Source organism: Kineosporia sp. A_224 (assembly GCF_002198655.1).
Lineage (GTDB): Bacteria > Actinomycetota > Actinomycetes > Actinomycetales > Kineosporiaceae > R-H-3.
Window position 1 is genome coordinate 1 of record NZ_MWLN01000037.1, and the last position, 26265, is coordinate 26265.

The 26265-nt window shown below is 73.9% G+C and carries 29 protein-coding genes; 5 read left to right on the forward strand and 24 right to left on the reverse strand.

The window, feature by feature from the left end; translation table 11 throughout:
• The 24 genes from EDJALFJO_RS33955 to EDJALFJO_RS02415 all read right to left on the reverse strand — a co-directional run.
• On the reverse strand, nucleotides 1–328 hold a 328-nt coding region (locus EDJALFJO_RS33955), incomplete at its 3' end, for a flagellar biosynthetic protein FliO (RefSeq protein WP_198949932.1).
• Nucleotides 329–416: 88 nt separating this feature from the next.
• Entirely contained in the window at nucleotides 417–1214 is a 798-nt protein-coding gene (fliN, locus tag EDJALFJO_RS02300; protein ID WP_088281805.1) for a flagellar motor switch protein FliN, read from the reverse strand.
• Between the two features lie 49 nt (nucleotides 1215–1263).
• A complete protein-coding gene (locus tag EDJALFJO_RS02305) occupies nucleotides 1264–2163 on the reverse strand; it encodes a flagellar motor switch protein FliM (RefSeq protein WP_088281807.1) in 900 nt (299 codons plus the stop codon).
• Between the two features lie 140 nt (nucleotides 2164–2303).
• Nucleotides 2304–2783, reverse strand: a complete 480-nt coding sequence (locus EDJALFJO_RS02310) for a flagellar basal body-associated FliL family protein (protein ID WP_088281809.1) — start codon at nucleotides 2781–2783, stop codon at nucleotides 2304–2306.
• Nucleotides 2784–2864: 81 nt separating this feature from the next.
• Nucleotides 2865–3869 (reverse strand): flagellar motor protein MotB, encoded by a 1005-nt coding sequence (locus tag EDJALFJO_RS02315; RefSeq protein ID WP_088281811.1) that lies wholly within the window; start codon nucleotides 3867–3869, stop codon nucleotides 2865–2867.
• Nucleotides 3870–3909: 40 nt separating this feature from the next.
• Nucleotides 3910–4683: a flagellar motor protein gene (locus EDJALFJO_RS02320; RefSeq protein WP_088281813.1), complete on the reverse strand. Its 774-nt coding sequence runs from the start codon at nucleotides 4681–4683 to the stop codon at nucleotides 3910–3912.
• Between the two features lie 3 nt (nucleotides 4684–4686).
• Nucleotides 4687–4977 carry a flagellar FlbD family protein gene (locus EDJALFJO_RS02325; protein WP_088281815.1) on the reverse strand — a complete coding sequence of 97 codons (291 nt, stop codon included), beginning with the start codon at nucleotides 4975–4977 and terminating at the stop codon, nucleotides 4687–4689.
• 209 nt (nucleotides 4978–5186) lie between these two features.
• Complete coding sequence (flgF, locus tag EDJALFJO_RS02330; RefSeq protein WP_088281817.1) at nucleotides 5187–6410, reverse strand: flagellar basal-body rod protein FlgF; 1224 nt, start codon at nucleotides 6408–6410, stop codon at nucleotides 5187–5189.
• A 129-nt stretch (nucleotides 6411–6539) separates the two neighbouring features.
• Nucleotides 6540–7055 carry a flagellar hook assembly protein FlgD gene (locus EDJALFJO_RS02335; RefSeq protein WP_088281819.1) on the reverse strand — a complete coding sequence of 172 codons (516 nt, stop codon included), beginning with the start codon at nucleotides 7053–7055 and terminating at the stop codon, nucleotides 6540–6542.
• Between the two features lie 40 nt (nucleotides 7056–7095).
• Nucleotides 7096–9411, reverse strand: coding sequence for a flagellar hook-length control protein FliK (locus EDJALFJO_RS02340; protein ID WP_088281821.1), 2316 nt, complete (start codon nucleotides 9409–9411; stop codon nucleotides 7096–7098).
• The gene (locus tag EDJALFJO_RS34790; protein ID WP_198949933.1) at nucleotides 9408–10889 is read right to left on the reverse strand and encodes an NlpC/P60 family protein; all 1482 of its coding nucleotides are present in this window, start codon (nucleotides 10887–10889) and stop codon (nucleotides 9408–9410) included. Before EDJALFJO_RS34790 ends, EDJALFJO_RS02340 begins: the two co-directional genes overlap by 4 nt.
• Entirely contained in the window at nucleotides 10886–11320 is a 435-nt protein-coding gene (locus EDJALFJO_RS02355) for a flagellar export protein FliJ (protein ID WP_088281823.1), read from the reverse strand. Before EDJALFJO_RS02355 ends, EDJALFJO_RS34790 begins: the two co-directional genes overlap by 4 nt.
• Nucleotides 11317–13026, reverse strand: a complete 1710-nt coding sequence (locus EDJALFJO_RS02360) for a FliI/YscN family ATPase (RefSeq protein ID WP_088281825.1) — start codon at nucleotides 13024–13026, stop codon at nucleotides 11317–11319. The genes EDJALFJO_RS02355 and EDJALFJO_RS02360 overlap by 4 nt, the downstream gene beginning before the upstream one ends.
• Nucleotides 13023–13685, reverse strand: a complete 663-nt coding sequence (locus EDJALFJO_RS02365; protein WP_088281827.1) for a hypothetical protein — start codon at nucleotides 13683–13685, stop codon at nucleotides 13023–13025. The genes EDJALFJO_RS02360 and EDJALFJO_RS02365 overlap by 4 nt, the downstream gene beginning before the upstream one ends.
• Nucleotides 13686–13689: 4 nt before the next feature.
• Nucleotides 13690–14703, reverse strand: coding sequence for a flagellar motor switch protein FliG (fliG, locus tag EDJALFJO_RS02370; RefSeq protein ID WP_088281855.1), 1014 nt, complete (start codon nucleotides 14701–14703; stop codon nucleotides 13690–13692).
• Between the two features lie 5 nt (nucleotides 14704–14708).
• Nucleotides 14709–16307 carry a flagellar basal-body MS-ring/collar protein FliF gene (gene fliF, locus EDJALFJO_RS02375; RefSeq protein ID WP_233149640.1) on the reverse strand — a complete coding sequence of 533 codons (1599 nt, stop codon included), beginning with the start codon at nucleotides 16305–16307 and terminating at the stop codon, nucleotides 14709–14711.
• A 5-nt stretch (nucleotides 16308–16312) separates the two neighbouring features.
• Nucleotides 16313–16666, reverse strand: coding sequence for a flagellar hook-basal body complex protein FliE (gene fliE / locus EDJALFJO_RS02380; RefSeq protein ID WP_088281831.1), 354 nt, complete (start codon nucleotides 16664–16666; stop codon nucleotides 16313–16315).
• Nucleotides 16666–17031 carry a flagellar basal body rod C-terminal domain-containing protein gene (locus EDJALFJO_RS02385; RefSeq protein ID WP_088281857.1) on the reverse strand — a complete coding sequence of 122 codons (366 nt, stop codon included), beginning with the start codon at nucleotides 17029–17031 and terminating at the stop codon, nucleotides 16666–16668. The genes fliE and EDJALFJO_RS02385 overlap by 1 nt, the downstream gene beginning before the upstream one ends.
• Before the next feature lie 38 nt (nucleotides 17032–17069).
• On the reverse strand, nucleotides 17070–17417 hold the full coding sequence (locus EDJALFJO_RS02390) for a flagellar basal body protein (RefSeq protein WP_088281833.1): 348 nt from the start codon (nucleotides 17415–17417) through the stop codon (nucleotides 17070–17072).
• Between the two features lie 309 nt (nucleotides 17418–17726).
• Nucleotides 17727–18065: a hypothetical protein gene (locus EDJALFJO_RS02395; protein ID WP_088281835.1), complete on the reverse strand. Its 339-nt coding sequence runs from the start codon at nucleotides 18063–18065 to the stop codon at nucleotides 17727–17729.
• Nucleotides 18062–18472 (reverse strand): flagellar export chaperone FliS, encoded by a 411-nt coding sequence (gene fliS, locus EDJALFJO_RS02400; RefSeq protein ID WP_088281859.1) that lies wholly within the window; start codon nucleotides 18470–18472, stop codon nucleotides 18062–18064. The genes EDJALFJO_RS02395 and fliS overlap by 4 nt, the downstream gene beginning before the upstream one ends.
• A gap of 26 nt (nucleotides 18473–18498) precedes the next feature.
• Nucleotides 18499–20367: a flagellar filament capping protein FliD gene (gene fliD, locus EDJALFJO_RS02405; protein ID WP_088281837.1), complete on the reverse strand. Its 1869-nt coding sequence runs from the start codon at nucleotides 20365–20367 to the stop codon at nucleotides 18499–18501.
• Between the two features lie 100 nt (nucleotides 20368–20467).
• Nucleotides 20468–21289: a flagellin gene (locus EDJALFJO_RS02410; RefSeq protein ID WP_088281838.1), complete on the reverse strand. Its 822-nt coding sequence runs from the start codon at nucleotides 21287–21289 to the stop codon at nucleotides 20468–20470.
• A gap of 237 nt (nucleotides 21290–21526) precedes the next feature.
• Complete coding sequence (locus EDJALFJO_RS02415; protein ID WP_088281840.1) at nucleotides 21527–22459, reverse strand: sigma-70 family RNA polymerase sigma factor; 933 nt, start codon at nucleotides 22457–22459, stop codon at nucleotides 21527–21529.
• Between the two features lie 186 nt (nucleotides 22460–22645).
• On the opposite strand from EDJALFJO_RS02415, the gene EDJALFJO_RS02420 reads away from it, so the two are divergent.
• From EDJALFJO_RS02420 to csrA, 5 genes are all read left to right on the forward strand, one after another.
• Nucleotides 22646–23143: a flagellar protein FlgN gene (locus EDJALFJO_RS02420; protein ID WP_088281842.1), complete on the forward strand. Its 498-nt coding sequence runs from the start codon at nucleotides 22646–22648 to the stop codon at nucleotides 23141–23143.
• Between the two features lie 9 nt (nucleotides 23144–23152).
• Complete coding sequence (flgK, locus tag EDJALFJO_RS02425; protein ID WP_088281844.1) at nucleotides 23153–24553, forward strand: flagellar hook-associated protein FlgK; 1401 nt, start codon at nucleotides 23153–23155, stop codon at nucleotides 24551–24553.
• Between the two features lie 5 nt (nucleotides 24554–24558).
• A complete protein-coding gene (flgL, locus tag EDJALFJO_RS02430; protein ID WP_088281847.1) occupies nucleotides 24559–25431 on the forward strand; it encodes a flagellar hook-associated protein FlgL in 873 nt (290 codons plus the stop codon).
• A 62-nt stretch (nucleotides 25432–25493) separates the two neighbouring features.
• Nucleotides 25494–25949 (forward strand): flagellar assembly protein FliW, encoded by a 456-nt coding sequence (fliW, locus tag EDJALFJO_RS02435; protein WP_158220260.1) that lies wholly within the window; start codon nucleotides 25494–25496, stop codon nucleotides 25947–25949.
• Between the two features lie 55 nt (nucleotides 25950–26004).
• Nucleotides 26005–26265, forward strand: a 261-nt coding sequence (gene csrA, locus EDJALFJO_RS35310; RefSeq protein ID WP_088281851.1) for a carbon storage regulator CsrA, incomplete at its 3' end; no start/stop codon positions are given.

Sequence of the window (26265 nt, forward strand, 5' to 3'; positions counted from 1 at the left end):
TGGCGCGCGTCGGCCGGGTCACGGTGACCCGGCCGGGTTCCGGGGCGCGCTTCTCCCGGCGGGCGAGGGCGACCTCGGCCGGGTCGAGCTCGGCGAGCAGGCTGACCCCGTGGGCGCCGGTGCCGAGCACGAGGACCCGCCCCCCGACCTCGACGACGGCCACGGCGGTCTCCCGGGTCAGCCCGACCCGGTCGACGACGCGCAGGCCGGCCCCCTCGCCGCGCACGCCGGCGCGCTTCGCGAGCCGGGCGGCGATGAGGGCGAGGACGAGGACCACGACGAGCGAGGCGACCACCCGCAGGATCGTCGCCGCGCCGTCGCCGCTCACTCCGGGCCCCTCGCAGGCAGTGCCGTCCTGGCCGGGGTCCGGGGCGCCGTCCTGGCTGCCCGGCGGGACGCGGTCGTGTCGCGTCCCGTCATGTCGCGTCCTTGGTGACGATCTCGGTGATGCGCAGGCCGAACGACTCGTCGACGACGACGACCTCGCCGCGGGCCAGCAGGGTGCCGTTGACGAGCAGGTCGGCGGGGGCACCGGCGAGCCGGTCGAGCTCGACGACGTCGCCGGGGGAGAGCGCGAGCAGCTGGCGGACGGTCATCTTCGTGCGGCCGAGCTCGCAGGTGACCTCCATCTCGACGTCGCGGAGCATGTCGATGCCCCAGCTCCGCGCGGCCTGGCCGGCGGTCGGGCCGCCCGCGGCGGAGGCGGCCGGCGCGACCGCGCCGGGCAGTCCGTCGAGCCGGACGGCGACGAGCGCGTGCACCGTCTCACCGCCGAGCAGCGGAACGAGGACGGTGATCGGCCCGGCGGTGACGACCTCGAGGCAGTCCGCGACGTCGACGGCGGTCGGCGTGCTCTCCAGCTGCCCACCGAGCGCGGTGGCGAGCGCCTCGAGGGCGGGCCGGAGCGCCTGCGCGGGCTCGAGGTCGCCGAACGGCGTCCCCTGGAGGGCCTCGACGAGCTCGGCACCGACGACGACGAGCAGCGTCCCGTCGAGCCCGCCGCCGAGGACGGCCGTGACGGCGGCACCCGCGGGGTCGGGCATCGTCACGGCGGACGCGTCGGCGACCGGTGCGTCGGGGACGAGCGGCTCCGCGCTGGGGACCTGCGCCGACGCCTCGGCGACCGCCGACAGCACGAGCTGGGCGGCCGGCTTCCACGCGTCGTCGACCGGCTGCCGCTGGTCGGGGACGAGTGGTGAGGCGGAGAACGTCATGTCATGTCCTTCACGTGGTGCGTGCGCAGGAGCGAGGCGACCGGCGTGCTCACGGTGTCTCCGCGAGGGCGTCGGTGATGAGCACGGCGAGCTTGCGCCCGGAGGCCCCCGGGACGGCGCGGGCGAACTCGGTCGCCGCCGAGGTGACGGACAGCGGCCGGGTCGCGGGGTGGTGCAGCGCGATGACGTCGCCGACGGCGATCCGGCCGACCTGCTCGCTCGGCAGGCGGACCGGCTCGAAGCGCACCCGGACGTCCACCTGGACGTCCGAGAGCCGCTGCTGCGTGCGCAGGGCCGCCTCGGCCCGGACACGTGTCTTGTCGCCGCTCTCCTGCGAGCGGGTCATGGCCTCCAGGGAGGGCGCGAGCATCGCGAACGGCATGCAGAACTCCACGCTGCTCTCGAGCTGACCGATGACGAGGTCCAGGCGGGCGACGACGACGGGGTCCGTCGGGAGCGCGGCCTGGACGAACCGCGCGTCGGACTCGATGGCGATGAGGTGCGGCTCGACGTGGGCGATCGTCTCGAAGGCGTACGTCAGCTCGCGGAGCAGCCGGGTGAGCAGCGTCTTGGTGATCGACTGCTCGATGTCGGTGAGCGGGCGGTCCGGCTGGTCGGGGCCGCCCGGGCCGCCGAGCTGGTGGTCGATCATCGTGAGCACCGCGGGCAGGTCGAGGCTGATGAGGGCCTTGCCCGGCAGCGGGTCGAGGGTGACGACGGCGCAGACGCTCTGGTCCGGCATCCCGGTGAGGAACTCGTCGTAGCTGAGCTCCTCGATCTGTGCGTTGCTCAGCTGGCACACCACCCGCAGGCTCGTCGTGAGCAGGGTCGTCGCCTGCCGGCTCCAGGTCTGCATGGCGACCCGGAGCATGTGCGAGTGCTCGCGGGCGAGCCGGACCGGACGACGGAAGTCGTACGTCCGTGCTTCGCCGCGCCGGCGGCGTGTCACCGCTGTCGCCTGATCGGAGGACCCCACGTGGTTTCACTTCGGACCCGTGGGGTCCTTCCTTGAGCCGTGCGGGGCCGCGGCCGGGCGCGGCTCGCCCGCACGGACCAGGCGTCTGCACGCTGCGTGAGCACAGGGGCGGCCTACTGGTAGACGAACGACGTGAAGTAGATGTCGTAGATCTCGCCCTCGTAGAGCTCGGAGACCTTCTCGACGAGTTCCTTCTTCGTCTTGTCCCGGCCCTTGGCGTCGGCGATCTCGTCGATGGCCATGCCGCTGTAGAGCGAGATCGCCGCGTCGAGCGCCTTCGCCCCGGACGGTGCCTCGGCGACCTCGGCGGTCGCCTGGAGGGTCATGCCGAGCTGGAGGAAGTGCGCGCCCTCGAGGTTGATCGTGATGTTCTCCAGCGGGACGACGACGCCCGGGATGGGCTTGGCGGCCTCCTCGGCGGCCGCGGCCACCTCCTCGGGGGTCGGCGTCTTCTTGAGGACGAGGAAGTACACCAGCGCCAGGACGAGCAGGAGCATGGGCAGGACCATGAGGATGAGCTTCAGCTTGCCGCCCCCGGCCTTCGCCTCCTTCTCCTCCTCCTTGGTCTCCGCGTCTTCGGTCTTCGCGGCCACGGTGTCCTCCTCGGTGCGTCGTCGTGCGGCTGGCTACGGATGTCTACGGATGTCTACGGATGGGCGGCGTCGTGGTCGGGGTCAGTGCGCACCGGTCTCGGTGGCGGTGCTGCCGGACGTGTCGGCCTCTGCCGTCCCCGGTGACGTGCCGGACGCCGTCCCCGACGTCTCGGGCGCCGTCGCCCCGGGCGAGTTGCCGAGGGCGGCGACCGCGCGGCCGGCGGCGTTGTCGAGCGCCGCGAGGACGACGATCTCCACCCGGCGGTTGCGGACGTCGGCTCGCGGGTCGGACTTCTTGACGAGCGGCTTGGTGTCGGCGAACCCGGTGGCGTACATCCGGTCCGCCGGGATGCCCTGGCTGCTCGCGAGGAAGCGCAGGACGCCGGTGGCCCGGTCGGTCGAGAGCTCCCAGTTCGACGGGAAGCGGGCCGTGCTGATCGGGATCGAGTTCGTGTGGCCGTCGACGGACAGCCGGTTCGGCAGCGACTTCAGCGTCGGGGCGATCGTCGCGAGGATCCTGCGGCCCTCCGGCGAGAGCGTCGCGTCCCCGCTGATGAACAGGACCTTGTCCGTCGCGATCGTCACGACGAGCCCGCGCTCGTCGAAGCGGAAGTTCGCGGCGTCCTTGAGCCCCGCCTTCTCCAGCGCCTTCTCGAGCTCCTCCTGGGCCTTCTTGAGCTTGCCGACCTCCTTGGCGACCGCGGCCTTCTCGGTCGCCTTCTGCAGCTCCGCGACGGCCTCGGGGTTCACCGAGGTCGTCGCGATCTCGGGCGCCTTCGGCCCGCCGGCGCTGCCGGAGAGGTTGACGCTGTCCGGCGCGACGGAGCCGCCGACGCTGAGCATCGCGTCCGCCCCGTTGAGCATGGCGACCGGTGCGCCGAAGCCGGCCGACAGACCGGTCTTCAGGGCCATGAACTTCTTCTGGTCGACCTGGCTGATGGCGAACATGACGATGAAGAGCACCATGAGCAGGGTCATCATGTCGGCGTACGAGACGAGCCAGCGCTCGTGGTTCTCGTGCTCCTCGTGCTCCTCCTCGTGGCCGCGGCGCTTCCCGCCGCCGCCGTGCCCGCCGCCGCCGCTCATGGTCCGCTCCAGAGCCCGGGAGATCTGCCGGTCATGACGATCACGCCGCGTCCGGCACGGCGGTCGGCAGCGTCTGCGGCATCTTCGAGCGCAGCTTGGTCGCGACGACGCGCGGGTTCGAGCCGGCCTGGATCGCGAGGACGCCGTCGATGACGAGCTCCATCCGGGCGGCGTCGTTCTCGCCGACCTTGACGATCCGCTTGCCGAACGGCAGGAACATGATGTTGGCGGAGAGGATGCCCCACAGGGTCGCGAGGAAGGCCGCGGCGATGAGGTGGCCGAGCTTGTCCGGCTCGGAGAGGTTCTCGAGCACGTGGATGAGACCCATGACCGTGCCGATGATGCCGACGGTCGGGGCGTAGCCGCCGCAGTCGGTCCAGAAGGCGGCCGCGGACTTCGCGGAGCCCTTCTTCGCCTTCACCTCGGCGGAGAGGATGTCGTAGAGGTCGTCCGGGTCGGTGCCGTCGACGGCCATCTGGAGCCCCTTGCGCATGAAGGGGTCCTCGACCTTCTCCATCTCCGACTCCAGCGCGAGGAGGCCCTCGCGGCGGGCGCGCTCGGCCATCTTCACGAGGGGCTCGATGACGCCCTCGAAGTCGGGCTTCTTCGCCGTCATGGCGTAGATGAGCCACTTGAAGGAGCCCATCATGCTCGGGACCGTCGTCGAGGCGAGCGCGGCGCACAGCGACCCGACGAAGATGAGCAGCAGGGCAGCAGGGGCGATGAGGGCGGCCGGGTTGCCGCCCTCGAGGATCATCGAGCCGATGATCGCGACGAAGGCGACGGCGACACCGCCGATGGTTGCCGGGTCCACGGGTCAGGCCTCCCGGCTCGGCATGCGGAGGACCTGCGCGAGCGACGGGCCGCCGGCGACGGCGGCCGCCGGCACGGCGGCCGGCTCCTCCTCGTGCGAGATGACGAAGGCCTCGGCCGCCACCGACGCACGCCAGCGGCGGACGCGGTCGACCACCTCGTCGACCGACTCGGCCACGACGAGCTTGTGCCCGTCCAGCATCGTGATGACGGTGTCGGGCGTCGACTCCGCCCTCTCGATGAGGTCGGGGTTGACGGCCATCTCGTGGCCGCCGAGGCGGGTGAGGATGATCACGGCGTCCGTCCCTGGCTGTGTCGGTGGGGACCCTTCCGTGGTCCCACCTGTCTGTTCGGCACGACGGCCCCGGTGTTGAGCGTTCGGGTCCGTCCCGGCGGCCCGTCACCCGGACAGCCCTTGCGTGCTGCCGGGGGCCGGCGCTGCGCCCCCGGCCGCCTGCGCCGGGCCCGTCGACGACGACGGGCCCGGCGCGGGGTCGGGCGGGGTCAGCGCTTGAGGTCGACCAGGTCCTGGAGCATCTGGTCGCTCGTCGTGATGACCTTGGAGTTCGCCTGGAAGCCGCGCTGGGCGACGATGAGGTTGGTGAACTCCTGGGCCAGGTCGACGTTGCTCATCTCGATCGAGCCGCCGAGCAGGTCGCCGCGGCCGCCGGACCCGGGGACCCCGACCTGGGCCAGCCCGGAGTTCGTCGTCGCGGTGAACATCGTCTCGCCGGTCTTCTGCAGCCCCATGGGGTTGTTGAAGTTCGCCAGCGCGATCTTCGCCATGATCTGCTTCTCGCCGTTGCTGAACATGCCCAGGACGTTGCCGTCGGCCTGGATCTGGAACTGCTGCAGGGTGCCGGCCGAGTTGCCGTCCGTCTGCGTGACGGCGAGGGACTTCGGACCGCCGAAGTTCGTCGCGCCCGTGAGGTCGATGTTCACCGTGGTGAGCGGCGAGGCGCCGGCGCCGTCGTTGAACTGGATGCTCGGCACGATCGAGTTCGTCGCGTCGTAGGCGCCCGTGTTGTCGAACGCGAGGACGCCGGCCGTGCCGACGCTCGTGCCGTCGGTCTGGTCGGTGATCGTCACGTCGTAGTTGAGGTTCGTCGAGTTCCAGACCAGTGCGACGCTCAGGGCGTGCGACTTGCCCTGGACGTCGTACGCCGTCGCGCCGAGGGTCAGCGTCGTCGTCGTCCCGGCGGTGATGTTGCCGCCCGCCGTCACGGTGGTCGACGCGACCGGCGGCAGCAGCGTGCCGGTGGGGAGCGTGATGTCACCGATCGGGTTGTCGGTGTTGACGACACCGGCGGTGCCGGCCCAGCCCTGGACGACGCGGCCCTCCGGGGTGACGAGCGTCCCGTTGCTGTCGAACGAGAACGCGCCCGCCCGGGTGTACGCCGTCTCGGTGCCGGAGCGGACGACGAAGAACCCGTCGCCCTGGATCATGAGGTCGGTCGACCGGCCGGTGTTCTGCGCCGAGCCCTGGCCGAAGTTCGTCATGATCGCCCCGAGCTGGACGCCGAGGCCGACCTGCGCCGGGTTGACGCCGCCGTTCGTGGCCGTCGCGGAGCCGGCGGGCTTGATGAGCTGGCTCAGCGTGTCCTCGAAGACGACGGAGCTGCTCTTGAAGCCGGTCGTGTTGACGTTCGAGATGTTGTTCGACACCACGTCCATGAGCGTCTGGTGCTGACGCAGGCCGGTGATGCCGGAGAAGAGGGAGCGGAGCACGGATTCCTCCAGGGATCGGGTGGTGCAGCGGCATCCGTGCCGTGAAGGGCTGCGCGAGTCCGTTGCGCGCAGGTGGTGCTGCGGTGCGGGTGGTGCGGTGGTGCTGTTCTCGCCCGGTCAGGGGACGGTTCAGGTGGCCGACGCGGTGGTCGAGGCCGGGTCGGGTGTCGTCGCGACGCTCGTCACGTCGTCGAGGGAGAAGGTGCTCGTGCCGACGCTGAGGTTCGGCGTCGTGCTGCCCCACGACGTCGCGGTGACGACGCCGGTGTGGGAGTTGCCCGAGACGTCCTTCCACGTGACGGTCCGGCCGAGCATCGAGGCGGCGGACTGCGCGTTGGAGGCGTCGAGCACCTTCTGGTCCAGCTTCGACAGCTCGGAGAGCTTCTCCACGACGGTGTACTGCGCGGTCTGCGCGAGCATCGCCGTCGAGTCGGTCGGGTTCGTCGGGTCCTGGTACTTCATCTGGGCCACGAGCAGCTTGAGGAAGACGTCGGAGTCGAGGCCGCCCAGCACGTTCGTCGCGTCGGTCTTCGCGCTCTCCTTGACGCCGACGGTCCCGACGGGGCCGTCGTTCTTCGTCGTGCCCGTGGTGGACGTCGCGGCGAGCGCGGTGCGCACCGCCGCGAGAGCCTGGATCGAGGTCATGGCAGGTCCTTCCTGAGGTGGTCGTGGGGGCGGCAGCAGGTCAGACCCGGACGTCGACCCGGCCGATCGGCGCGTCCGGGGTGCCGGCCGGGGGTGCCCCGGGTGCGTCGGCCGCGCCGTCCGGTCGCGTGGCGGGCGCGGAACCGTTGCGGGCGAACGGCTCCGCGGCCGGTTCACCCGCCCCCGCCTGCTGCCGGTTCCCCGGCTCGCCGCCGGTGCGGCCCGCGTCGGGACCGGACCCGTTGCCGGCGAAGGCGGTCTGCTCCTGACCCGGACGGCGGCCGTCGCCCGCGCCGGCGTCCTGCCGGTTGAGCGTCACGTCGGCGAGGTCGAGGCCGGCGTCCGCGAGCTGGCTGCGCAGCTGCGGCAGGTCGTTGCTGAGGGCGCTCAGCGCGGTGTCCGACGCCGCGAGGTCGAGGCGGACCCGGCCGGCGCGGACGTCGATCGTGACCCGGACCGCCCCGAGGTGGTCCGGCGTCAGGTGCAGCACCGACCGCTGGGTGCCGTCGCGCAGCGTCCGGGCGGTGAGCAGGTGCCGGGTGACCTGCTCGACGACCGGGTCCGGCGTGCTCAGGGCGGTCGCGGGCGCACCGGGGGTCGTCGGCGCCGCGGCGTCGGCCGCCGCGGCGCGCAGCGCACCGCCGAAGCCGGCGGCGGCCGTCTCGGTGCCGGTCGACCGGGCGGAGCCGGTCGCGGCCTGCTCCGGCGCGGTCTCGGCGGCCGCCGGGGCGGTGCCCGCCGCGGCCAGCCCGGCGACGGCCGGTGCGGTGCCACGGCCGGGAGCCGGGGCGGCGGCAGCGTCCGGGTTCCCCGTCCGCTCGACGAGCGCGCTCCGCACGGCGAGCGCGGCCTGGGCGGCCTGCAGCGCCTCGGTGCCGGTGGCGGTGGCCGGCGGCTGCGCCGACCACACCGTGGCGTCGGAGGAGGTGGCCCGCGGGGCGGTCTCCTGGTCGTGGACCGCCGGCGCGGTGCCGGCCGCGGCAGCAGCCGGGTCGGGGGTCGGGCCGGAGGCCGGGGCCGTCGCAGCGTCCGTCGTGCGACCGGTCCCGGGCAGCGGCGCCGCGGTGGCCGGCAGGACCAGGGCCGGCGCCGGGCCCTGAGCCGGGTCCTTGGCCGGGTCCTGCGCGGCATCGGGCGCGGTGCCGAGCACGGCGTCCGTCGGCAGGGCGTCGGAGCGGCTGCCCGGCCCGGCGGGCCCGGCCGCCCTGCGAGGACCGGCAGCGGTGACGCCCTCGGGGGCCGGGACGACCCGGGGGCCGGACAGTGCCCCGGCAGCGGTCGGCGTCTGCGCCGCGGGCCCGGCCGCGGACGGCACGGTCACGGCGCCCGGTCGGCCAGGGGCGGTCGGGACGCCGGCCGCGGCGGACGGCACCGCGGTGGACGGCGCGGCCGAGGCGGAGACCACGGCCGGGTCGGTGACGGCCGCGGGGGCGGCAGCTGCGGCCGCCCCGGTCGGCGCGGCGGATGCGCCCGCAGCGGGCGCCTGGTCGGGCCCGGCGGGCGCCGCGGCCGGAGAGCCGTTCGGGGTCGGGCCGGTGGCGGTCGGACCGGCAGCGGTCGGGTCACCGGCGCTCGCGGCAGCAGCGGTCGGGTCAGCAGCGGTCGCGGCGGTTGCGGCAGCGCCGGGGAGCGCGGTCGCGACGGCGCCCGTGACGACGGGGCCGGGCTGCGCCGCCCCGGCGGGAGCGGCAGGCACCGCGGCACCGGCCGCGGGAGCGTCCGCGCCGGGCGCCGCGGACGGGTCCGCCGCAGCGGGACCGGTCGCGGGAGCACCGGACGTCGCGGCGCGCGGCGACGCCGCGGCCCGCACCGCCGGGGCTGCCGCGGTCGCAGGGCCGTCGCTGCCCGAGGTCACTGCGGCGGGCCGGTCGTCGACCGCCGGCCGCGGGACGGCCGCCGCCACCTGGGCCGCAGCGGTCCCGGCGACGGCCTGGGCGTCGTCCGCGGCGGAGCGGCGTGCGGTCCTGGCCGGCCGGGGCACCGATGCCGGCTCCGACGAGCCCGACTGCTCCCGGTACGCGGCGCGGGCCGCGGACCGGCTGCGGGTGCTCCGTCGGCGGTCGACCCCACGGTCGGCGCCGCGCTCGTCGGCCCGGCCGGTGGCGCGCTCGGTCGTCCGGTCGCTCGTCCGGTCCGTGGTCCGGTCCGTGGCCGGTGCGGCGGGCCGGTCGGCGGCCACGTCCCGCACGGCGGTCGTCCGCGCGACGGCCGGCGCGGCCGGCCGGTCGCTGCCGGTGCGCGCGACGAGGGCGAGCAGGTCGGAGAAGACGTTGTCCGCGCGCGCCGTCCGGTCCGTGGTGCCCGCGGGCTCCTGCCTGCGCACGCCGGGGGCGGTGGCAGTGGTGGGGGTGGTCATCGCAGGTCCTCCCAGTAGCCGGTGACACGTCGCACGTACGTCTGGGTCTCGGAGTACGGCGGGACGCCGCCGTACTTCTTCACGGCACCCGGGCCGGCGTTGTAGGCGGCGAGGACCTTGTCCACGTCGCCGTCGTAGGCCTCGAGGTAGCGCGCGACGAGGCGGGCCGCGCCGTCGACCGCCTCGGCCGGCCGGCTCGCGTCCACCCCGAGGTCGCGGGCCGTGCCGGGCATGATCTGCATGAGGCCGGTGGCACCGGCGTGGCTCCTCGCCGACGCCCGGTAGCCGCTCTCCGCCTTGGCGATCGCCGACAGCAGCGCCGGGTCGACGCCGTGCGTGCGGCCGGCCGCCTCGAAGAGGTCTGCGTACGGTTGCGTGCGCCAGCCGGCCCCCGAGGCGCCGGCCGTGGCCGGGACGGCGGTGGTGCCGGACGTCGCGGTCGTGCCGGACGTCGTGGTCGTGGCGGACGTCGTGGTCGTGGCGGACGTCGTGGTGGTGCCGCCCGCCGCCGGGACCGTGACGCTGTGCTCGCCGGCGGACCCCATGACCCCGCCCGGGGCGCCCGGACCGTAGCCGCGGGCCGCGGCGATGAGCGCGTTGACGGTCGTCGTCACGGTCGGGGCGGCCGAGGCGGCGGGGCTCGTGCCGGTGCTGCTGCCGGTACCGGTCGTGCCGTCGGACGGCGACCCGGCCGCGGTGCGCACGAGCCGGGTGAGGAGGTCGTCGATCGAGCCGCTCGCCCCGCCGGGCAGGGTGACCGACGCGCCGCCGACGGGCGAGGCGGTGGCGGTCCGGCCGGCCGACAGGGCGGCGACGGTGGTCGGCGCCGCGGCCTCGGGGGTGACCCGGCGGATCGCGGTGACGCCGTCCCAGACCTTGTGCAGCCCGACGGTCTTGCCGCGCCGCGGCGCGTCGACCATCATCCCGTCGCCGGCGTAGACCCCGACGTGGTGCACCGGGCTGCCGAAGAAGACGAGGTCGCCCGGGCGCGCCTGCGCGAGGGAGTCGACCTTCTCGCCGACCTTCGCCTGCTGGGCGCTGGTGCGCGGCAGGTCGACGCCGAGCCGGTCGAAGACGAGCTGCACGAGCCCCGAGCAGTCCAGGCCCTTGTCCGGGTCGGTCCCGCCCCACAGGTAGGGCACGCCCGTGTAGGACTTCGCGAGCGAGACGGCCTGCTCGCCCGCCGCAGCACCGGTCAGACCTGCGGCCGCCGGGGTGCCCGTGCCGCCGGCCGCCGACAGCGCGGTCGTCAGCGCCGTCGAGAGCCCGGTGGAGAGCCCGGCCGAGGCTCCCGAGGAGAGCCCCGACGACGCGTCGGACGCGCCACCGGTGCCGAGCGCCTGGGTCAGCGTCGAGGCGAACGCCGTCCCGCTCGCGGTGACGCCCGGTGCGGACGCCCCGGACAGGCCCAGCCGGGAGCGGATCTCGTTGACCCGGGCGGTCGCGGCGGCCATCGCGGCGGGGGCGGCGACGGTCACGCGACCTCCTCGCCGAGGATGCGGCGGCGGGTGCCGGCGAGGTCGTCGAGCTGACGCTGCTCGCGGCGGAAGTCCTCCACCCGGACGGCCTCGCGGTGCCGCTCGTGCAGGGTCTCCACCGCCCGCAGCTCGGCCCGGGCCGCCGTCCACGTCGCGAGCGCGGCGGCCGCCTGCTCGCGCGCGGCGGTCACGTCGGCCGCGGCGGCGTCGAGCTTCTCGCGCAGGACGACGCGACGCGCCCCGGCGGCCTCGAGCCCGCTGATGCCGGACCCCGCGGCCGCGATGCAGCCGGCGAGCTCGGCCGCGAGCCCGTCCCGCCGTGCGATCGCGGCGCCGACGCCCTGCCGGGCGACGGCCAGGGCGCGCGCGGCCTCGTCGAGCCGGCCGCTGCGCAGCCGCTCGACGGTCGCGAGCCGGAAGGTGCGCCTCACCGGTCACCGCCGGTGACGGTCGCCGCCGCCTGCGGCGGGGCCGCGGGGCGGAACCCCGCGGGCACCGGCGTCGAACCGGTCGACAGCGCCAGCGCGGGCTCGGCCGTCCGGTCGCCCTGGACGGCGTCGGACCGGTCGGTGCGCAGCCGGTCGCCGGCCAGGCCGGTGACCCCGCCGGGCCAGCCGCTCGCCGGCATCGCCGGGGTGCCCGGCCGGGTGTCGGCCCGGTCGAGCCGGTCGGCCACCCGGTCGGCCACCCGGGCGGCGCCGCGGCCCGCGGCGCGCTCCGGGTCGGGGTTCTCGACGCCGAGCGTCGCGGCGAGCTCGGCCCAGGCCGCGTCCGCGGGGACGACGTCGTCCGGGCTCTGCCGGCAGAACGCCTCGAGGGCGGGCCGCAGCCGGATCGCGAGGTCCGTCTGGGGATCGCTGCCGGCGGCGTACGCGCCGACCTCGACGAGCTCGCGGACGTCCCGGAAGAGCGCGAGGAGCCTGCGGACGGTCTGCGAGACGGCGAGGCGGCCCTCCGACAGCACCGCCCGCTCGACGCGCGAGACCGACTCGAGGACGTCGACGCTCGGGAAGTGGCCCGCCGTCGCCAGCCGCCGCGAGAGCACGACGTGGCCGTCGAGGATGCCGCGGACGGTGTCGCCGATCGGGTCCTGGAGGTCGTCGCCCTCGACGAGGACGGTGTAGAGCGCGGTGATGCTGCCGCGCTCGCCGGGGCCGGTGCGCTCGAGCAGCCGGGGCAGCATGGCGAACACGCTCGCGGGGTAGCCGCGGGTCGCGGGCGGCTCGCCGGCGGCGAGCGCGACCTCGCGCTGGGCGAGCGCCGTCCGGGTCACGGAGTCGACGACGAGCAGGACGTCGACGCCCTGGTCGCGGAACCACTCGGCGATCCGGGTCGCGGTGAAGGCCGCCGTGAGCCGGAGCATGGGCGGGTCGTCGCCGGTCGCGACGACGACGACCGTGCGCGCCCGGGCGGCCTCGTCGAGGGTGTCCTCGAGGAACTCGCGGACCTCCCGGCCCCGCTCGCCGACGAGCGCGACGACGCGGACCGGGGCGGCGGTGCCCTTGACCGCCATGCCGAGGATCGTCGACTTGCCGACGCCGGAGCCCGCCATGATGCCGACGCGCTGCCCGGCCCCGACCGCGACGAGCGTGTCGAGCACCTTGACGCCGGTCGGCAGTGCGGTGTCGATCCGCCTGCGGTGCAACGGGTTGGGGGCGCTCGCCTCGATCGGCACGAGCTCGACGTCGGTCGGCACCGGGCCGCCGTCCATCGGCCGGCCGAGCGGGTCGACGACGCGGCCGAGCAGGCCGAAGCCCGCCGGGACCCGCACCGCGTCGCCGCCGGGGACGACCCGGTCGCCGGCCGCGACGCCCGTCGTGGCTCCGAGCGGCATGCACGTGGCGCCGTCCCGGTGCACCGCGACCACCTGTGCGGGAACGGGTCCGGCGGAGGTGACGACGGTGAGCAGGGCGCCGACCCCGCACTGGACGCCCTCGACGCGGATGCCGAGGCCGACGACGTCGGCGACGACGCCCTCGACGACGGGGGCGGCGGCGACGGCCGCGGCGGCGGTCCGGGTGCGGACCTCGGCGGCGAGCGCGCCGAGGGCGCTGAGGACGGTGCCGTTCGCGGCGCGGGCGGCGCCGGCGGCGTTCCGGGCCGGGTCGTCGGCGTAGGGGCGGGTGGGTCGGCTCATGCGCGCAGGACCTCCTCGGCGGCGGCGAGCGCGGCGGGGATCCCGGTCGCGACGCGCTGGGTGAGCGTCCGGGTCACGAGGGTGCCCGGGCGCTGGGACGGGTCGGGCACGAGGTCGAGGGCGGCCGGCCGGCGGCCCGCGGCGACGGCGTCGAGGGCGGCGACGTCGTCCGGGTGCGCCAGCACGGTCACCTCGGCGGGGCGGCCCAGGCAGCGCACCGCGACGTGCAGCGCCTCGACGGTGGAGGTGTCGAGGCTGCCGAGCTCGCGGGCGAGGACGGCGCGGGCGATCCCGATGGCGCCGTCGACGAGAGTGTCCGCGAGCTCGTCCCACGCCGGGACGGCGGCCTCCTCGACCCGGGCCAGGGCGTCCGCGAGCACGGCGAGCGCGGCCTCGACGCGGGCGGCGTGCGCCTGCGTGCGCTGCTGCGCCTGCGCCTCGAGACGCTCGCGGTCGACCTCGAGCGCCTGCGCCGCGGCCCGCCGGCCCTGGGCCCAGCCGGCCGCGTAGCCCTCGCTGCGCGCCGACTCGACCGCGGCCTGCCGGACGCGGGCGATCTGCTCCTCGATCTGCGGGTGCGCCCAGCCGTGGCCGATCGCGCCGGCCGCGAGCTGGCGGTCGAGCCGGGCGGTCACCACGGGTGCGTCGTCCGACGTCACGGGGTCACTCGACGAGGGCTTCATCGCCACCCCGCATGATCATGATCTGGCCGGACTGCTCGAGGGCGCGGATCTCGGTGACGATCTTGGCCTGCGCCTCCTCGACCTCGGAGAGGCGCTTCGGGCCGAGCAGCTCGATCTCCTCGGCGAGGTTCTCGGCGGCGCGGGTCGAGAGGTTGCGCATGATCTTCTCGCGGACGGCGGCGCTGACGCCCTTGAGCGCGAGCGACAGGTCGCCGCTCTCGACGTTGCGCAGCACGAGCTGGATCGCCTTGTCGTCCAGGCTCGTGATGTCCTCGAAGATGAACATCTGCTTGCGGACCTCTTCGGCGAGCTCGGTGTTGACCGTCTCGAGCCCCTCGAGGATGAGCCGCTCCGTGGAACGGTCGGCACGGTTGATGATCGCGACGAGCGGCGTGACGCCGCCGACCGCGGCCATCTCCTGGGTGCCGGACATGACCGTCGCCATCCGCCGCTCGAGCTCGCGCTCGACGAGCCGGATGATGTCGGGGCTCGCCCGCTCCATCAGGGCGATCCGCTGCGCGACGTCCGCCTGGAGCTTCTGCTCGAAGCCCGACAGGACGATCGCCGACTGCTGCGGCGACAGGTGCGCGAGGACGAGCGCGATGAGCTGCGGGTGCTCGTCCGCGAGGAAGGTGAGGAGCTGGCGCGGGTCGGAGCGCCGCATCGTCTCGAACGGCATCTCGGCCAGGGTCGCGCCGAGCCGCTCGAGGATCTCCTCGGCGCGCTCTGCGCCGACGCTCTGCGCGAGCAGCTCCTTGGCGAGGTCGAGGCCGCCTCGGCCGTTGTTCTCCGCGGAGAACAGCGTGTTGTGCGTCTCGGACAGCACGGCGGCTGCTTCGGCGGAGGTGACCTGCTGGAGGCGGACGATCTCGGCCGTGAGCTCCTCGACCATCGTCTCGGGGAGCTTGGCCATGACCTTGGCCGCGCGGTCCCGGCCGAGCTGCACCATGAGCACGGCGGCCTTGCGGATCCCGGGCAGCGCCCCGGTCGTCATGACGGTCACTTCCGCTCCGAGAGCCAGCCCTGGATGACCGCGGCCATCTCGTCGGGCTGGTTGTCCACGAGCGCGGCGACCTCGTCACGCATCCGGTCCCGGTCGAAGGCCGCCTCGGCGGCCGCCTCCTCGTCGTCCTCGACGGTGGCCGTGATGGCGCCCATGCTGCCGCCGGGCAGGCCGGCGCCGTTCGCGGCACCGAGCAGGCCCTGGTCGGGCAGGTCGGTCGCGACCGCCTCGACGACCGGGGCGGACTTGCCGCGCCGGGTCAGGAGGAACAGCGCGATGACGACCATGAGGCCGATGCCGGCCTTCTTGCCGAGGTCGATGTAGCCGGCCGTCCGCTCGGCCTTCTGCTGGGCGGCGAGCTCCTTGGCCGCCGCGGCCGCGGTCGTCTGGTCGAAGGGGAGCGCGGAGACCTGGACGGCGTCCCCGCGGCGCGGGTCGAGCCCGACGGCGTTGGAGACGAGCGACTGGACCTGCGCCGGGGTCACCGACCCGGCCGTCTTCTGGTCGAGGACGACGGCGACCGTGAGCCGCTCCACCGACCCGGGCGCCGCCTGGGCGCGCTCGACGATCTTGCCGATCGCGTTGTCGACCGTGCGGTTCTCCTTGACGTACTGCGCACCGCTCGCCGCCGCACCGGTCGGCGTGAGCGTCGGGAAGGCGCCGCCGAGGTTGCCGCCCGCGCCGCCCGCACCGTTGCCGTACCACTCCTTGGACGTCGCCTCGGAGATCGGCTGCAGGCTCGGCGTCTCCTGGACGTAGCGCTCGCTCGTCGTGTCCCGGGTGTCGTAGTCGAGCTGGGCGTTGACCCGGACGACGGCCTTGCCGGCGCCGAGCACGCGGTCGAGCATCTGCTGCACCGAGGTGCTCAGCCGGTCCTCGTACATCGCGGTCTGCTCGTCGTTGCGGCTCGCGGCGCGGCCGAGGCCAGCGCTGCCCATGCCGGGTGCGGAGAGCAGGTGGCCCGCGGTGTCGGAGACGTTGACGTTGTCCGGGTCCAGGCCGGGGACGGCGCCGCTGACGATGTGGGTGATCGAGGAGACCTGCTCGTCGCTGAGGTCGACGCCGGTGCTGAGCATGAGCGTCACGGACGCCGTCGTCTTGTCCTGCTCGGTCGTGAAGACGCTCTTCTCCGGGATGGCCAGCGAGACCCGGGCGGCCTCGATGCCGTCCATCGCCTCGAGGGTCTTGACGAGCTCGGCCTCGGTCGCGCGCTTGACGGCGGTGTTCTGCTGCAGGTCGGTCGCGGTCATGCCCTGGTTGTCGAGGATCGAGTAGCCGTCGGAGTCCGAGGACGGCAGGTCCTTGCCGGACAGCGACACCCGCAGGTCGTAGACCTGGGACTGCGGGACGAGGATCGTCCCGCCGCCGTTGCTCAGCTGGTACTTCACGCCGTCGGTGGTCAGCTGCTCGACGATCTTGCTCGTGTCCTTCGCGGACAGGCCGCTGTACAGCGGGGTCCACGTCGGCTGCGCCGCCCAGCGGCTCAGCGCGAAGACCCCGAGGAGCAGGCCGAGCGTCGCGACGATGATGACGCCGCGCTGGCCGGGCGTGAAGCCGGCGAGCAGACCCTTGGCGCGACCGAGCGTCGCCGACATCCGGTTCACAGCGGCATCCTCATGATCTCGTTGAAGGCCTCGAGGGCCTTGTTGCGGACGGTCGTCGTGAGCTCGGTGGCCGTCTGGGCCTTCGTCGCGGCGATGACGTAGTCGTGGACGTCGGTGAGGTCACCGGTCGCGGCCTCGACGGCCTTCGTCTGCGCGGTCCGGTCGAGCCCCTCGAGGTTCGACAGCCCGTTCTTCACGACGTTGCCGAAGTCGGCGCCGCGGGTCGCGGCCGCCGCGTCGGTGCCGGCGGCCGCGGCGGTCCCCGTCGCACCGGTCGCACCCTGGACCTGCGCGCGGTAGAGCTGCGCGAGCTGGCCGAGGTTCACCGCCCCCACCCCGGTGACCGCCATCAGCCACGACCCATCTGGATCGCGGCCTGGTAGCTGGCGCGCACCCGGTCCAGGCTGGCGATGTTCATCTGGTAGCCGCGCTGGGCGAGGATGAGGTCGCTCATCTGCTCGGCCATGTCGATGTCGGGCATCCGCACGTAGCCCTTGGCGTCCGCGAGCGGGTGGTCGGGGCTGTAGACGAGCCGGCCCGCCGCGCTGCCGAGCTCGATGCCCGCGACCTGGACGCCCTGGCCGGTGCCGCCGTCCTCGATCGACTGCGCGACGACCCACCGGGCCCGGAACGCGCTCTCGCTCGTGGGCCGCACGGTGTTGACGTTGGCGATGTTGTCCGAGAGGGCGTCCATCCACTTCTGGTGGACACCCATCCCGGTGCCGGAGATCCCGAGGGCGTCGAACACGGCCGTCAGACCCCCTTCACGGCGGTACGGACGAGGGTGAACCGGTCGCCCGTCGCCCGCAGCGCCAGCTCGTACGCGAGCTGCGTCTTGATCCCGATGAGGGTCTCGGCGTTGACGTCGACGTTGTTCTCGTTGAGGCCGGACGAGTCGTCGGTGTAGACCACGGTGGGGGACGCCGTCAGCGGGTTCGCACCGTCGCCCAGAGCGTTCTTCAGGCTGCCCTCGAACTCGACACGGCGGGCCTGGAAGTACGGGGTGTTGACGTTGGCGATGTTGTCGCCGACCGCCTGCTGGCGCTGGGACAGCCCGCGCAGGGCGGCCTGCAGCGCGTCGATCGACACGTCCTCGAGCATCGGTACGGACCCCCAGCAGCGCCGCCGGGTCATCGGCGGTGCACTATGAAAACCGTTGCGCGCCAGTCCCTGCGCGGTGGTGAGCGGTCCGTCGCTCCCTCTACGGTTCGGTGCCGGGGGGTGGTCCCTTGAGGAGTCGGGGGGAGTGCGCCCCGGGGTCCCTCCGATCGGCCCAGCACGGCCCGCGGACCGTCGCGCTCCGTGTGTGCCGCGGCCCCCGTTCGGGCTACAGACGGGCGGGCCCCCACCGTGGTGCGGCGGGGGCCCGTGGGCCTGCGGGAGGCGGCCCCGGCGGGCCGTGACGGGCGGTCAGCCGACGAGGTCGAGGCCGTGCCCGAGCGCGCCGGCGTACCGCTCGGCCGTGCGCGGGCGCCGGTTCGGCAGGACGGCGAGGCGCGAGGCGACGTCGTCGCGCCGCTGCTCGAGCCGTGCGGTGACGAGCAGGAGCCGCTCCAGCAGCGCCTCGCGCCGTTCCTGCGAGCCCTCGGGCGGCGGCCCGACGGGCAACGGGGTCGCGACGTCGGGGACGGCGGGCATCCACAGGTCGGAGCGGGCGTCGGTGCGGTCGAGCGCCTCGGCGGCGTCGAGCGAGGCCTCGAGGGCCTGCACCACGGCCTCGAGCCCGCCGAGGTACGCCGTCCAGCTCACGCCGCGCCGTCGATACCGGTCGCGAGCGGCGCTCCGGCGGTGCCGCGGGCGGCCTCGTGCCAGGCGTCGCGCAGCGGTTCGAGGAGCGCGCGGCAGTCGGCGACCCGCTGCGGGGACTGCTTCAGCCGGGCCTGCATGAGCTCGCCGACGATCCAGATGTAGAGCTGGGCCAGCGACTCGCCCTCGGGCCACACCTGCGTGTCGAGCGTGGAGTGCAGCTCGAGGAGGATCTCCTGGGCGCGCCCGATCCGCTCGCCGGTCGTGGCGAAGTCCTTGCGGACCATCGCCTCCTCGGCGGTCGCGAGGTCGTTGACGACCCGGTCGTAGAGCATGGTGAGCAGCCGGGCCGGCGAGACCGTCTGGGCGGCGTCACTGGCGTAGCGCGACTTCGCGAGACCGTAGGACATCGTCACCTCCTCGTCGTTCCGGGCCGTCAGCCGCTGCTGGAGCTCGACGAGGTGGACGACGCCGTCGAGGAGTAGGCGGACAGGAAGCTCGTGTCGGACTTGAGCCGCGAGAGCGCGGTCTCCATCGCCGTGAACTGGCGGGTGAGCGTGGCCCGGAAGGTCTCCAGCCGGGTGTCCCACTTCTCGATCTGCTCCTGCAGGTCCTGGACCGTCGAGTCGCTGCCGGTCTTGGCGCTCGTGAGCAGGCCGTCGCTGCCGGTGAAGTTGCCCAGGAGCGTGGCGAGCCGCTGCGCGACCCCCTGCTTGTACGTCACCGCACCGACGGCGCCCCCGGTCAGGGCGACGTCGTTCGCGGTGACCTCGACGCCGAGCGCGAGCCCGGCGGCGCCGCTCGTCGCGGTCGTCGGCAGCGACAGGACGCTGCCGCTTCCGGTCGCGGCGACGCCGTCGATGGTGCCGACGACGTCGGCCCCGGTCGCGATGAGGGTCTGCGCGTTGCCGTCGAGGGTCGCCTCGAACGCCCCGCCGGTGCCGGCGGACGTCGCGGTGAGGGTGATGTTGGTGCCGTTCAGGGTCGCGCCGACCCCGAAGCCGGCCGCCGACAGGCGCGCGTTGAGGGCGATCACGCTGTCCGCGAGGGTCTCGCCGACGGCGGCGGTGTAGGAGAAGGTCGCGCCGTCCGAGCGGGTCAGGCCGAGCGTCGAGCCCTCGATCGAGCCGCCGGTGCTCGTCACCTGCCACTGCTCGCGGGTCGGGGCGGTGGAGACGACGACGTCGTACGTGCCCGGGGTGGCGCTCTCCCCGGCGCGGGCCAGCGAGATCCGGCCGGTGACCCCGCCGGCGGGCGCGAAGTCGATCGAGGCGCCGTACTGCGCGGCGACCGCGGCCGGGTCGGCGGCGAAGGCCGTCGTGAAGGCGGCCTTGTCGAACGCCAGCTTGCCGTCACGGGTCAGGGAGATCCCCGCGGCACCGGCGCCGCCGACCGTCGACATGATCGACTGCGTGAGGTTGCGGACGGCGGAGGACCCGGTGAGCGGGCCTCCGGTCTTCGTCGTCGTGTCGTACGTCGTCTGCTTCGAAATGTCCGCGAGGAGCGCGTTCGCGCTGTCGACGAGAGCCTGGACGTCGGTGGCGACGGCGCTGCCGTCGACGGTCGCGGAGACGGTGACGCCGGTCTCGACCCTGCTCACGGTGAACGAGAGGCCGGGGACGACGTCCGCGAAGGTGTTGCTCGCTGACGTGATGTCGTAGCCGGTCAGGGCATCGCCGACGTGGATCGTCGCGTCGGTGCCCTGGGTGAGGACGTTCATCGCGCTGAACCCGTCGACCCCGTCGAGGGTGAACGCGGAGGTGGAGCCGGCGGCCGTCGCGGAGACCTGGAGCCGGTACTGGCCGGGGCCGGTCTGGACCGCAGTGGCCGTCAGGCCGGCCTTCGCGTCGTTGATCGCGCCGACGACCTCGGCGAGGGTGCCGTTGCCGACCTCGATGGTCGTCACGCTGCCGTCGGACTTCGTCAGGGTCAGCGGCCCGGAGGCCACGACCGACGCGGTGGAGCCGACCGCCTCGGCGGAGACGAGGGCGTGCCGGGCCGCGACCGCGGTGACGTCGAACGTGAGGCCGCCGCTCGTCGTCCCGGTCGCCGTCGTCGTCACGCCGGACGACGACGAGGTGGTCGTCAGGCCCTTCCACGCGCTGGTGTCCGCGAGCGTCTTGGCCTTCGCCGCGAGCGCGTCGAGGGACGTCATGAGCGCCTTGTAGGAGTCCGAGGCCTTCTGCGCGGTCGCCTGCTTCGACTTGAGCAGGGCCTGCTGGTTGGCCTGGACGGAGACGAGGCTGTTGATGATGGACTGGGTGTCCAGCCCGGAGACCGCTCCGGAGATCGAGACGTTCGCCATCGCTGGCCTCCTTCCTGGTTCGGGTCACCCGGTCGTCACGCGGTGCCGGCCCACCCCCCGGACCGGCGCGGGTGCGCCGGCCCGGGGAGCGGGCTCTGACTCACTGCAGCAGCTTGAGGACCGACTGCGGAGCCTGGTTGGCCTGCGCGAGCATCGCGGTACCGGCCTGCGACAGGATCTGCGAGCGCGTGAACGCCACCATCTCCTGCGCCATGTCGGTGTCACGGATCCGGCTCTCCGAGGCGGTCAGGTTCTCGACCGTCACGTTGAGGTTGTTGATCTTGTGCTCGAGCCGGTTCTGCGAGGCACCGAGGTTGGCCCGGAGGTCCGAGACCGACGCGATGGCGGAGTCCACGGCCGTGAGGGCCGTGGTGGCGTTCGCCGTCGACGTGAGGTCGTTCGTGTCGACGGCCAGACCGGCGGAGTCCATCGCGGTGCCGATCGTGACCGTCAGCGTCTCGGACGCCTGACCGCCGACCTGGAACGTCCCCGCGTAGGAGCCGTCCAGGAGGTTGGTGCCGTTGAACGTGGTCTTGCCCGCGATGTCGTCGAGCTCGTTCTTGAGCTCCTGGAACTCGGCGTCGGCCGCGGCCTGCGAGCTGGTGTTCTGGGCGCCACCGTTGGCCGCCTGGACGGACAGGTCGCGCATGCGCTGGAGGATCGAGTGCGTCTCGGTGAGCGCACCTTCAGCGGTCTGCACGACGCTGATGCCGTCCTGGGCGTTCCGCACGGCGACCTTGAGGCCGCCGATCTGGGCCCGGAGGCCCTCGGAGATCGCCAGACCGGCCGCGTCGTCCGCGGCCCGGTTGATGCGGAAGCCGCTGGAGAGCTTCTCCAGAGACTTGCTCATCTGCCCGTCGGTGACCGACAGGTTCCGGTACGAGTTGAACGCGGCGATGTTGTTGTTGATACGAAGACCCACGATGTCCTCCTTGGAGAGGGTCCGGCACCGGTCCGTCCGTGGACCGGCCTGACGTACCTATCGGCCTCCCCCGCCGGTTGTTGAGGAACTGGGGCTGCTCCGATGGGGTGAAGCACCCCCCGGCGGCCCGCCCAGCCGCCAAAAAACGACCGTCCTCTGGCGGGTCGAGCACCTCGAACTCGCGTTTTGAGGTGCTGAACCCACCAGAGGACGGTGTGGGGGTAGGGGGGAGTGCAGTCAGCCTGCTCTGTAGGCGGCGTGCGGGTCGCGGCGCGAGGCCGGGGCGGCCGCCGGCTTCGCGGACAGGGCGGCGCCGTCGAGGTAGGCCTGGACGTCGGCGCGGCCGCGGATCGTCGAGCGCTTGGCGACGGCGGCGACGTAGGCGTCCCGCCGTCGGGCGCGGACGCCGTCCGGCTCGTCGAGCGCCCCCTCGCCCGCGCGGGCGTCGTCCGAGAGCAGCTTGGACAGCGCCTCCTTGAGGAGGTCGAGGCCCTCCGCCCGCAGCTGGGACGCCCTGGACTGGGTCACGCCGAGCTCGTCGGCCAGCTCGGTGAGCGGCCGGTGCTCGAGGTAGTAGCCGGTGACGACCAGGCGCACCCGGTCGGGGAGCTCGGCGATCGCGTCGCGCAGGTAGCCGGCCCGTTCGGCGGCGACGAGCGCCTCCTCCGGGCGGGGCGAGTGGTCGACGAGGTGGGCGCCGAGGCCGTCGTCGTCGGAGGCCAGCGGGTCGAGGCTCAGGAGGGCGGCCCGGTCCGTGCCCTCGTGCACCTGGCGCACCTCGGCCTCGGTGAGACCGCTCGCCGCGGCGAGCTCGGCGTCGGTGGGCATCCGGCTCAGGGCCCGGGTCAGCTCCTCGGTGACCGCCGCGAGCGCGCGCGCCCGGCTGCGGACCGAGCGCGTGGCCCAGTCCCGCTGGCGCATCTGGTCGATCATCGCGCCGCGGATCCGGGTCGCCGCGAAGCGGGCGAACGGCACGCCCAGCGTCGGGTCGAACGACTGCGCCGCCTGGACCAGCGCGAGCGCACCGGCGCCGTAGAGGTCGTCGGTGTCGAGATGGCGGGGCAGCCGGGCGGCGGCCTCGCGCGCGATGTGACCGACGAGCGGCAGGTGAGAGGTCACCAGCTCTTCGACGGCCTTCGCGGCCTCGGTGGTGCGGGCGGGGGCAGACACGAAAACGTTGTCGGCCGTTACCCGCCCGGCCTTTCGCGCTACTCACCCGACCGGCGCGACGCAGGCCCCCCAATCACCCGGACGGCGCACATTCGTTTGCCCTGAAGTGCTCAGGTCGCCCGTCCGGGTGCCGACAGGGAACACAGAAGTCGCTTCCGCGACCCGCCCGCCACCCAGGAGCCGGATATGAGCATGCCCGACCTCGCCGCGATCCTGTGGCGGCAGCGAGAGCTGCTGGAGAAGCTGGTCTACCGGCTGGAGTGCGAGCAGCTGCTCCTGGCCGCCGGGCGGTCGCGCTTCCTCGCGACGGCCACCGGTGAGGTCGAGGCGCTCCTCGAGGAGCTGCAGGTCGTCGAGATGCAGCGGGCCTCCGCCGCGGACGTCGTGGCCCGCGAGCTCGACCTCGAGCCGGGCGCGACGCTCGAGGAGCTCGCCGGCACCGCGCAGCCGCCGTGGACCGAGGTGCTCCTGGAGCACCGCCAGGCCCTCCTCACCGTGACGGGCGAGCTCTCCGCGCTCGCGGAGACGAACAAGCACCTCATGGCGGCAGGCCTCAAGGCGGTCGAGCAGACCCTCGCGGGGCTCGGGCTGCGGCACGGCACCGCCTCGCTCGGGTACGACGCGCACGGCCGCTCGGAGATGATCTCCGCTCCGGGCAACGCGGTCGTCGACCGGTCGCTGTAAGGGGCCGGCATGACAGGCGGCTTCTCCACCCTCAACACGGCGCGCAGCGGGCTCGCCGCCGCGCAGCGCGCCATGGACGTCACCGGGCAGAACGTCGTCAACGCGAACACCCCCGGCTACTCGCGGCAGCGCGTCGTCATGTCCTCCAGCGGCGCCGGGACCGGCGCGTCCTTCTTCAGCGGCCAGCAGGCGACGTTCGGCGGCGTCGGCATCTCCGACGTCACCCGGATCCGGGACACCTTCCTCGAGTCGACGCGGGCGGCGGCGGGCGGCCGGCAGCAGGCGCTCATCACCCAGACGGATGCGATGTCCGGGGTCGAGCAGCTGCTCTCGGAGCCCGGTGACGCAGGCCTGCAGACCGCGCTCTCGGACTTCTTCAACTCCTGGCACGACATCGCGGTCAACCCGTCGACCGACAACACGGCCCCCGGTGCGGTGACGATCCAGAACGGCGTCAAGGTCGCGAGCCAGCTGCACTCGCTCGCCTACGGCCTCGCCACCCAGTGGACGACGGTGCACTCCGCGCTCGAGGACACCGTCGCCCAGGCGAACCAGCAGGCGAGCGACCTGGCCATCCTCAACGGCAAGATCCGTGAGGGGGTCATCTCGGGCCGGCCCGTCAACGAGCTGCTCGACACCCGCGACGTCATCGTCCGCAGCCTGTCCGACCTGCTCGGCGGCATCGCCGCACCGGGTGAGGACGGCATGGTCTCGGTCGCCGTCGGGGGGGTCTCCATCGTCTCGGGCACCGAGGCGCAGCAGCTGACCATCGGCGGCGCCCCCGACCTGTCGACCGCGGACACCGACCCGCCGGTGATCTACTGGGGCACGACCGCCGTCCCGGTGGAGTCCGGCAAGGCGCTCGGCCAGCTCGCGGCGCTGCGCAACGACATCCCGGCCGTGCAGGCCTCGGTCGACGAGATCGCGCTCGCGATGCGGGACGCCGTGAACTCCCTCCACACGGCCGGGTTCACCCTCTCGGGGGTTGCGGGCACCGACTTCTTCACCGGCACCGACGCGATGTCGATGTCTGTTGCTGTGACCGATCCGAAGGACCTGGCCGTCGCGACCGTGGCGGGCACCATCGACGCCTCGAACGCGGCCAGGATCGGCGACCTCATCGACGACACGGCCGCGGCCGACGTCCTCGGCGGTCCCGGCCCGATGGCGCAGTGGCGCGAGCTGACGACGTCCCTCGGTGTCCAGCTCAAGAGCCTCAAGGTGGCCGGCCAGGTGCAGGGGGCGGTGGTCCAGGCCTCGGACGACGCCCTGGAGGCGAACGCGGGCGTGAGCCTCGACGAGGAGATGACCAACATGATCCTGTACCAGCGCAGCTACCAGGCCTCGGCGCGGGTCATCTCGACCGTCGACGAGATGCTCGACACCCTCATCAACCGGACGGGGCGGTGACCTAGGTGGGACTCAGCAGGATCACCCAGCGCTCGGTCTCCGACTCGGCCCTGCGCGGCCTCCAGGCGAGCCTCGCCCGGACGGCGACGCTGCAGAACCAGCTGTCGAGCGGCAAGCGGATCTCCAACCCCAGCGACGACCCGTCGGGCACGGCGTCGGCCATGACGTTCCGGTCGCAGCGCTCCGCCGCCGAGCAGCACCTGCGCAACATCGACGGTGCGACCGGCCGGCTCAACACGACCGACTCGGCGCTCACCGACCTCTCGGACCGGCTCAACAAGATCCGCGAGCTCATGGTCCGGTCGCAGAGCGGCGCGCTCTCCACCGAGGGCCGGTCGGCGCTGTCCGCCGAGGTCAGCGCCGTGCGCGGGAACGTCGTCGACATCTACAACACCCGCTACCTCGACCGGCCGGTCTTCGGCGGGACGGTGGCGGGTGATGTCGCCCTCGACGGCACAGACACCTACATCGGCAACGACGCCACGGTGGAGGTGCGGATCTCGCGCGACGCGACCGTCCGGGTCGACGTCAAGGGCACCGACGTCTCGGCGGACACGGTCCCCGCGCTGCTCACCCAGATCGCCACCGAGATGACCTCCGGCGGCGTCAGCGCCGCCTCCTTCGCCGCGCTCGACGCGGCCCGCTCCAAGGTGCTGCAGGCGATCGGTGACGTCGGCTCGCGCGGTTCGCGCGTCGAGGCGGCCAAGACCCAGGTCGACTCGCTGCGCCTGGACCTCCAGGGCCGGATCAGCGAGAGCGAGGACATCGACCTCCCGGAGACCATCATGAACCTGGAGTCCCAGAAGGTGGCCTACCAGGCGGCCCTCGGGGCGGCGTCCAAGGTGCTGCAGACGTCGCTCGTGGACTTCCTCAAGTGACGCCGCAGACGACCGTCGAGCCTTCCCCGGCGGCCGGCACCCGCTCCACTACGGTGGGGCCCGTGGCCGACGAGCTCCCTGAGATCCGTTTCGTGCGGCCGATCCCCGGCTTCCCCGACTCGACGAGGTACGTCCTCGTCCGGCTCGGGGACGACGCGGACGGCACCCCTGACGGCGGTACGGACGCCGGCGCGCCCGCAGGCGGGGCGGGCGCCGACGACGACGGCATCCTCTTCGAGCTGCGCAGCCTCGACGAGCCGGGCGTGCGCTTCCTCGTGGGCGTGCCCGAGGTCTTCTTCGCCGACTACGTCGCCGAGATCGACGAGCCGACCGCCGCCGACCTCGGGATCGAGACCGCGGACGACGCGCTCGTGCTCGTGGTTCTCACAACTTCCGGTGACGGAGCGTCTACGACCGCTAACCTTCTGGCACCGGTCATCATCAACGCCCGTACCCGGGTCGCCGAGCAGGTGATCCTCGCCGGGACGGACTGGCCGGTCCGAGCCGTCGTCGCGTAGCGGCCGCCGTCAGGGGGCACCGGCAGCGGTACGGGGTCCACGGAGGGAGCCCGGAGTGCTCGTACTGACCCGTCGTGCCGGCGAGTCCATCGTCATCGGGGACGAGGTCCGGGTGGTCGTGCTCGACGTCCGCGGGGACACCGTCCGCCTCGGCATCGAGGCGCCGCGCAGCGTGCAGGTGCACCGCGCGGAGGTCTACGCCGAGGTCCAGGCCGCGAACGCCGCGGCCGCCGGCCGGACGAGCGCCGACCTGGAGTCCGTGGCGGGCCGGCTCAGCCGGATCGCCCGCCCCAAGCCCCGCCCGCCGGTGCCCGGT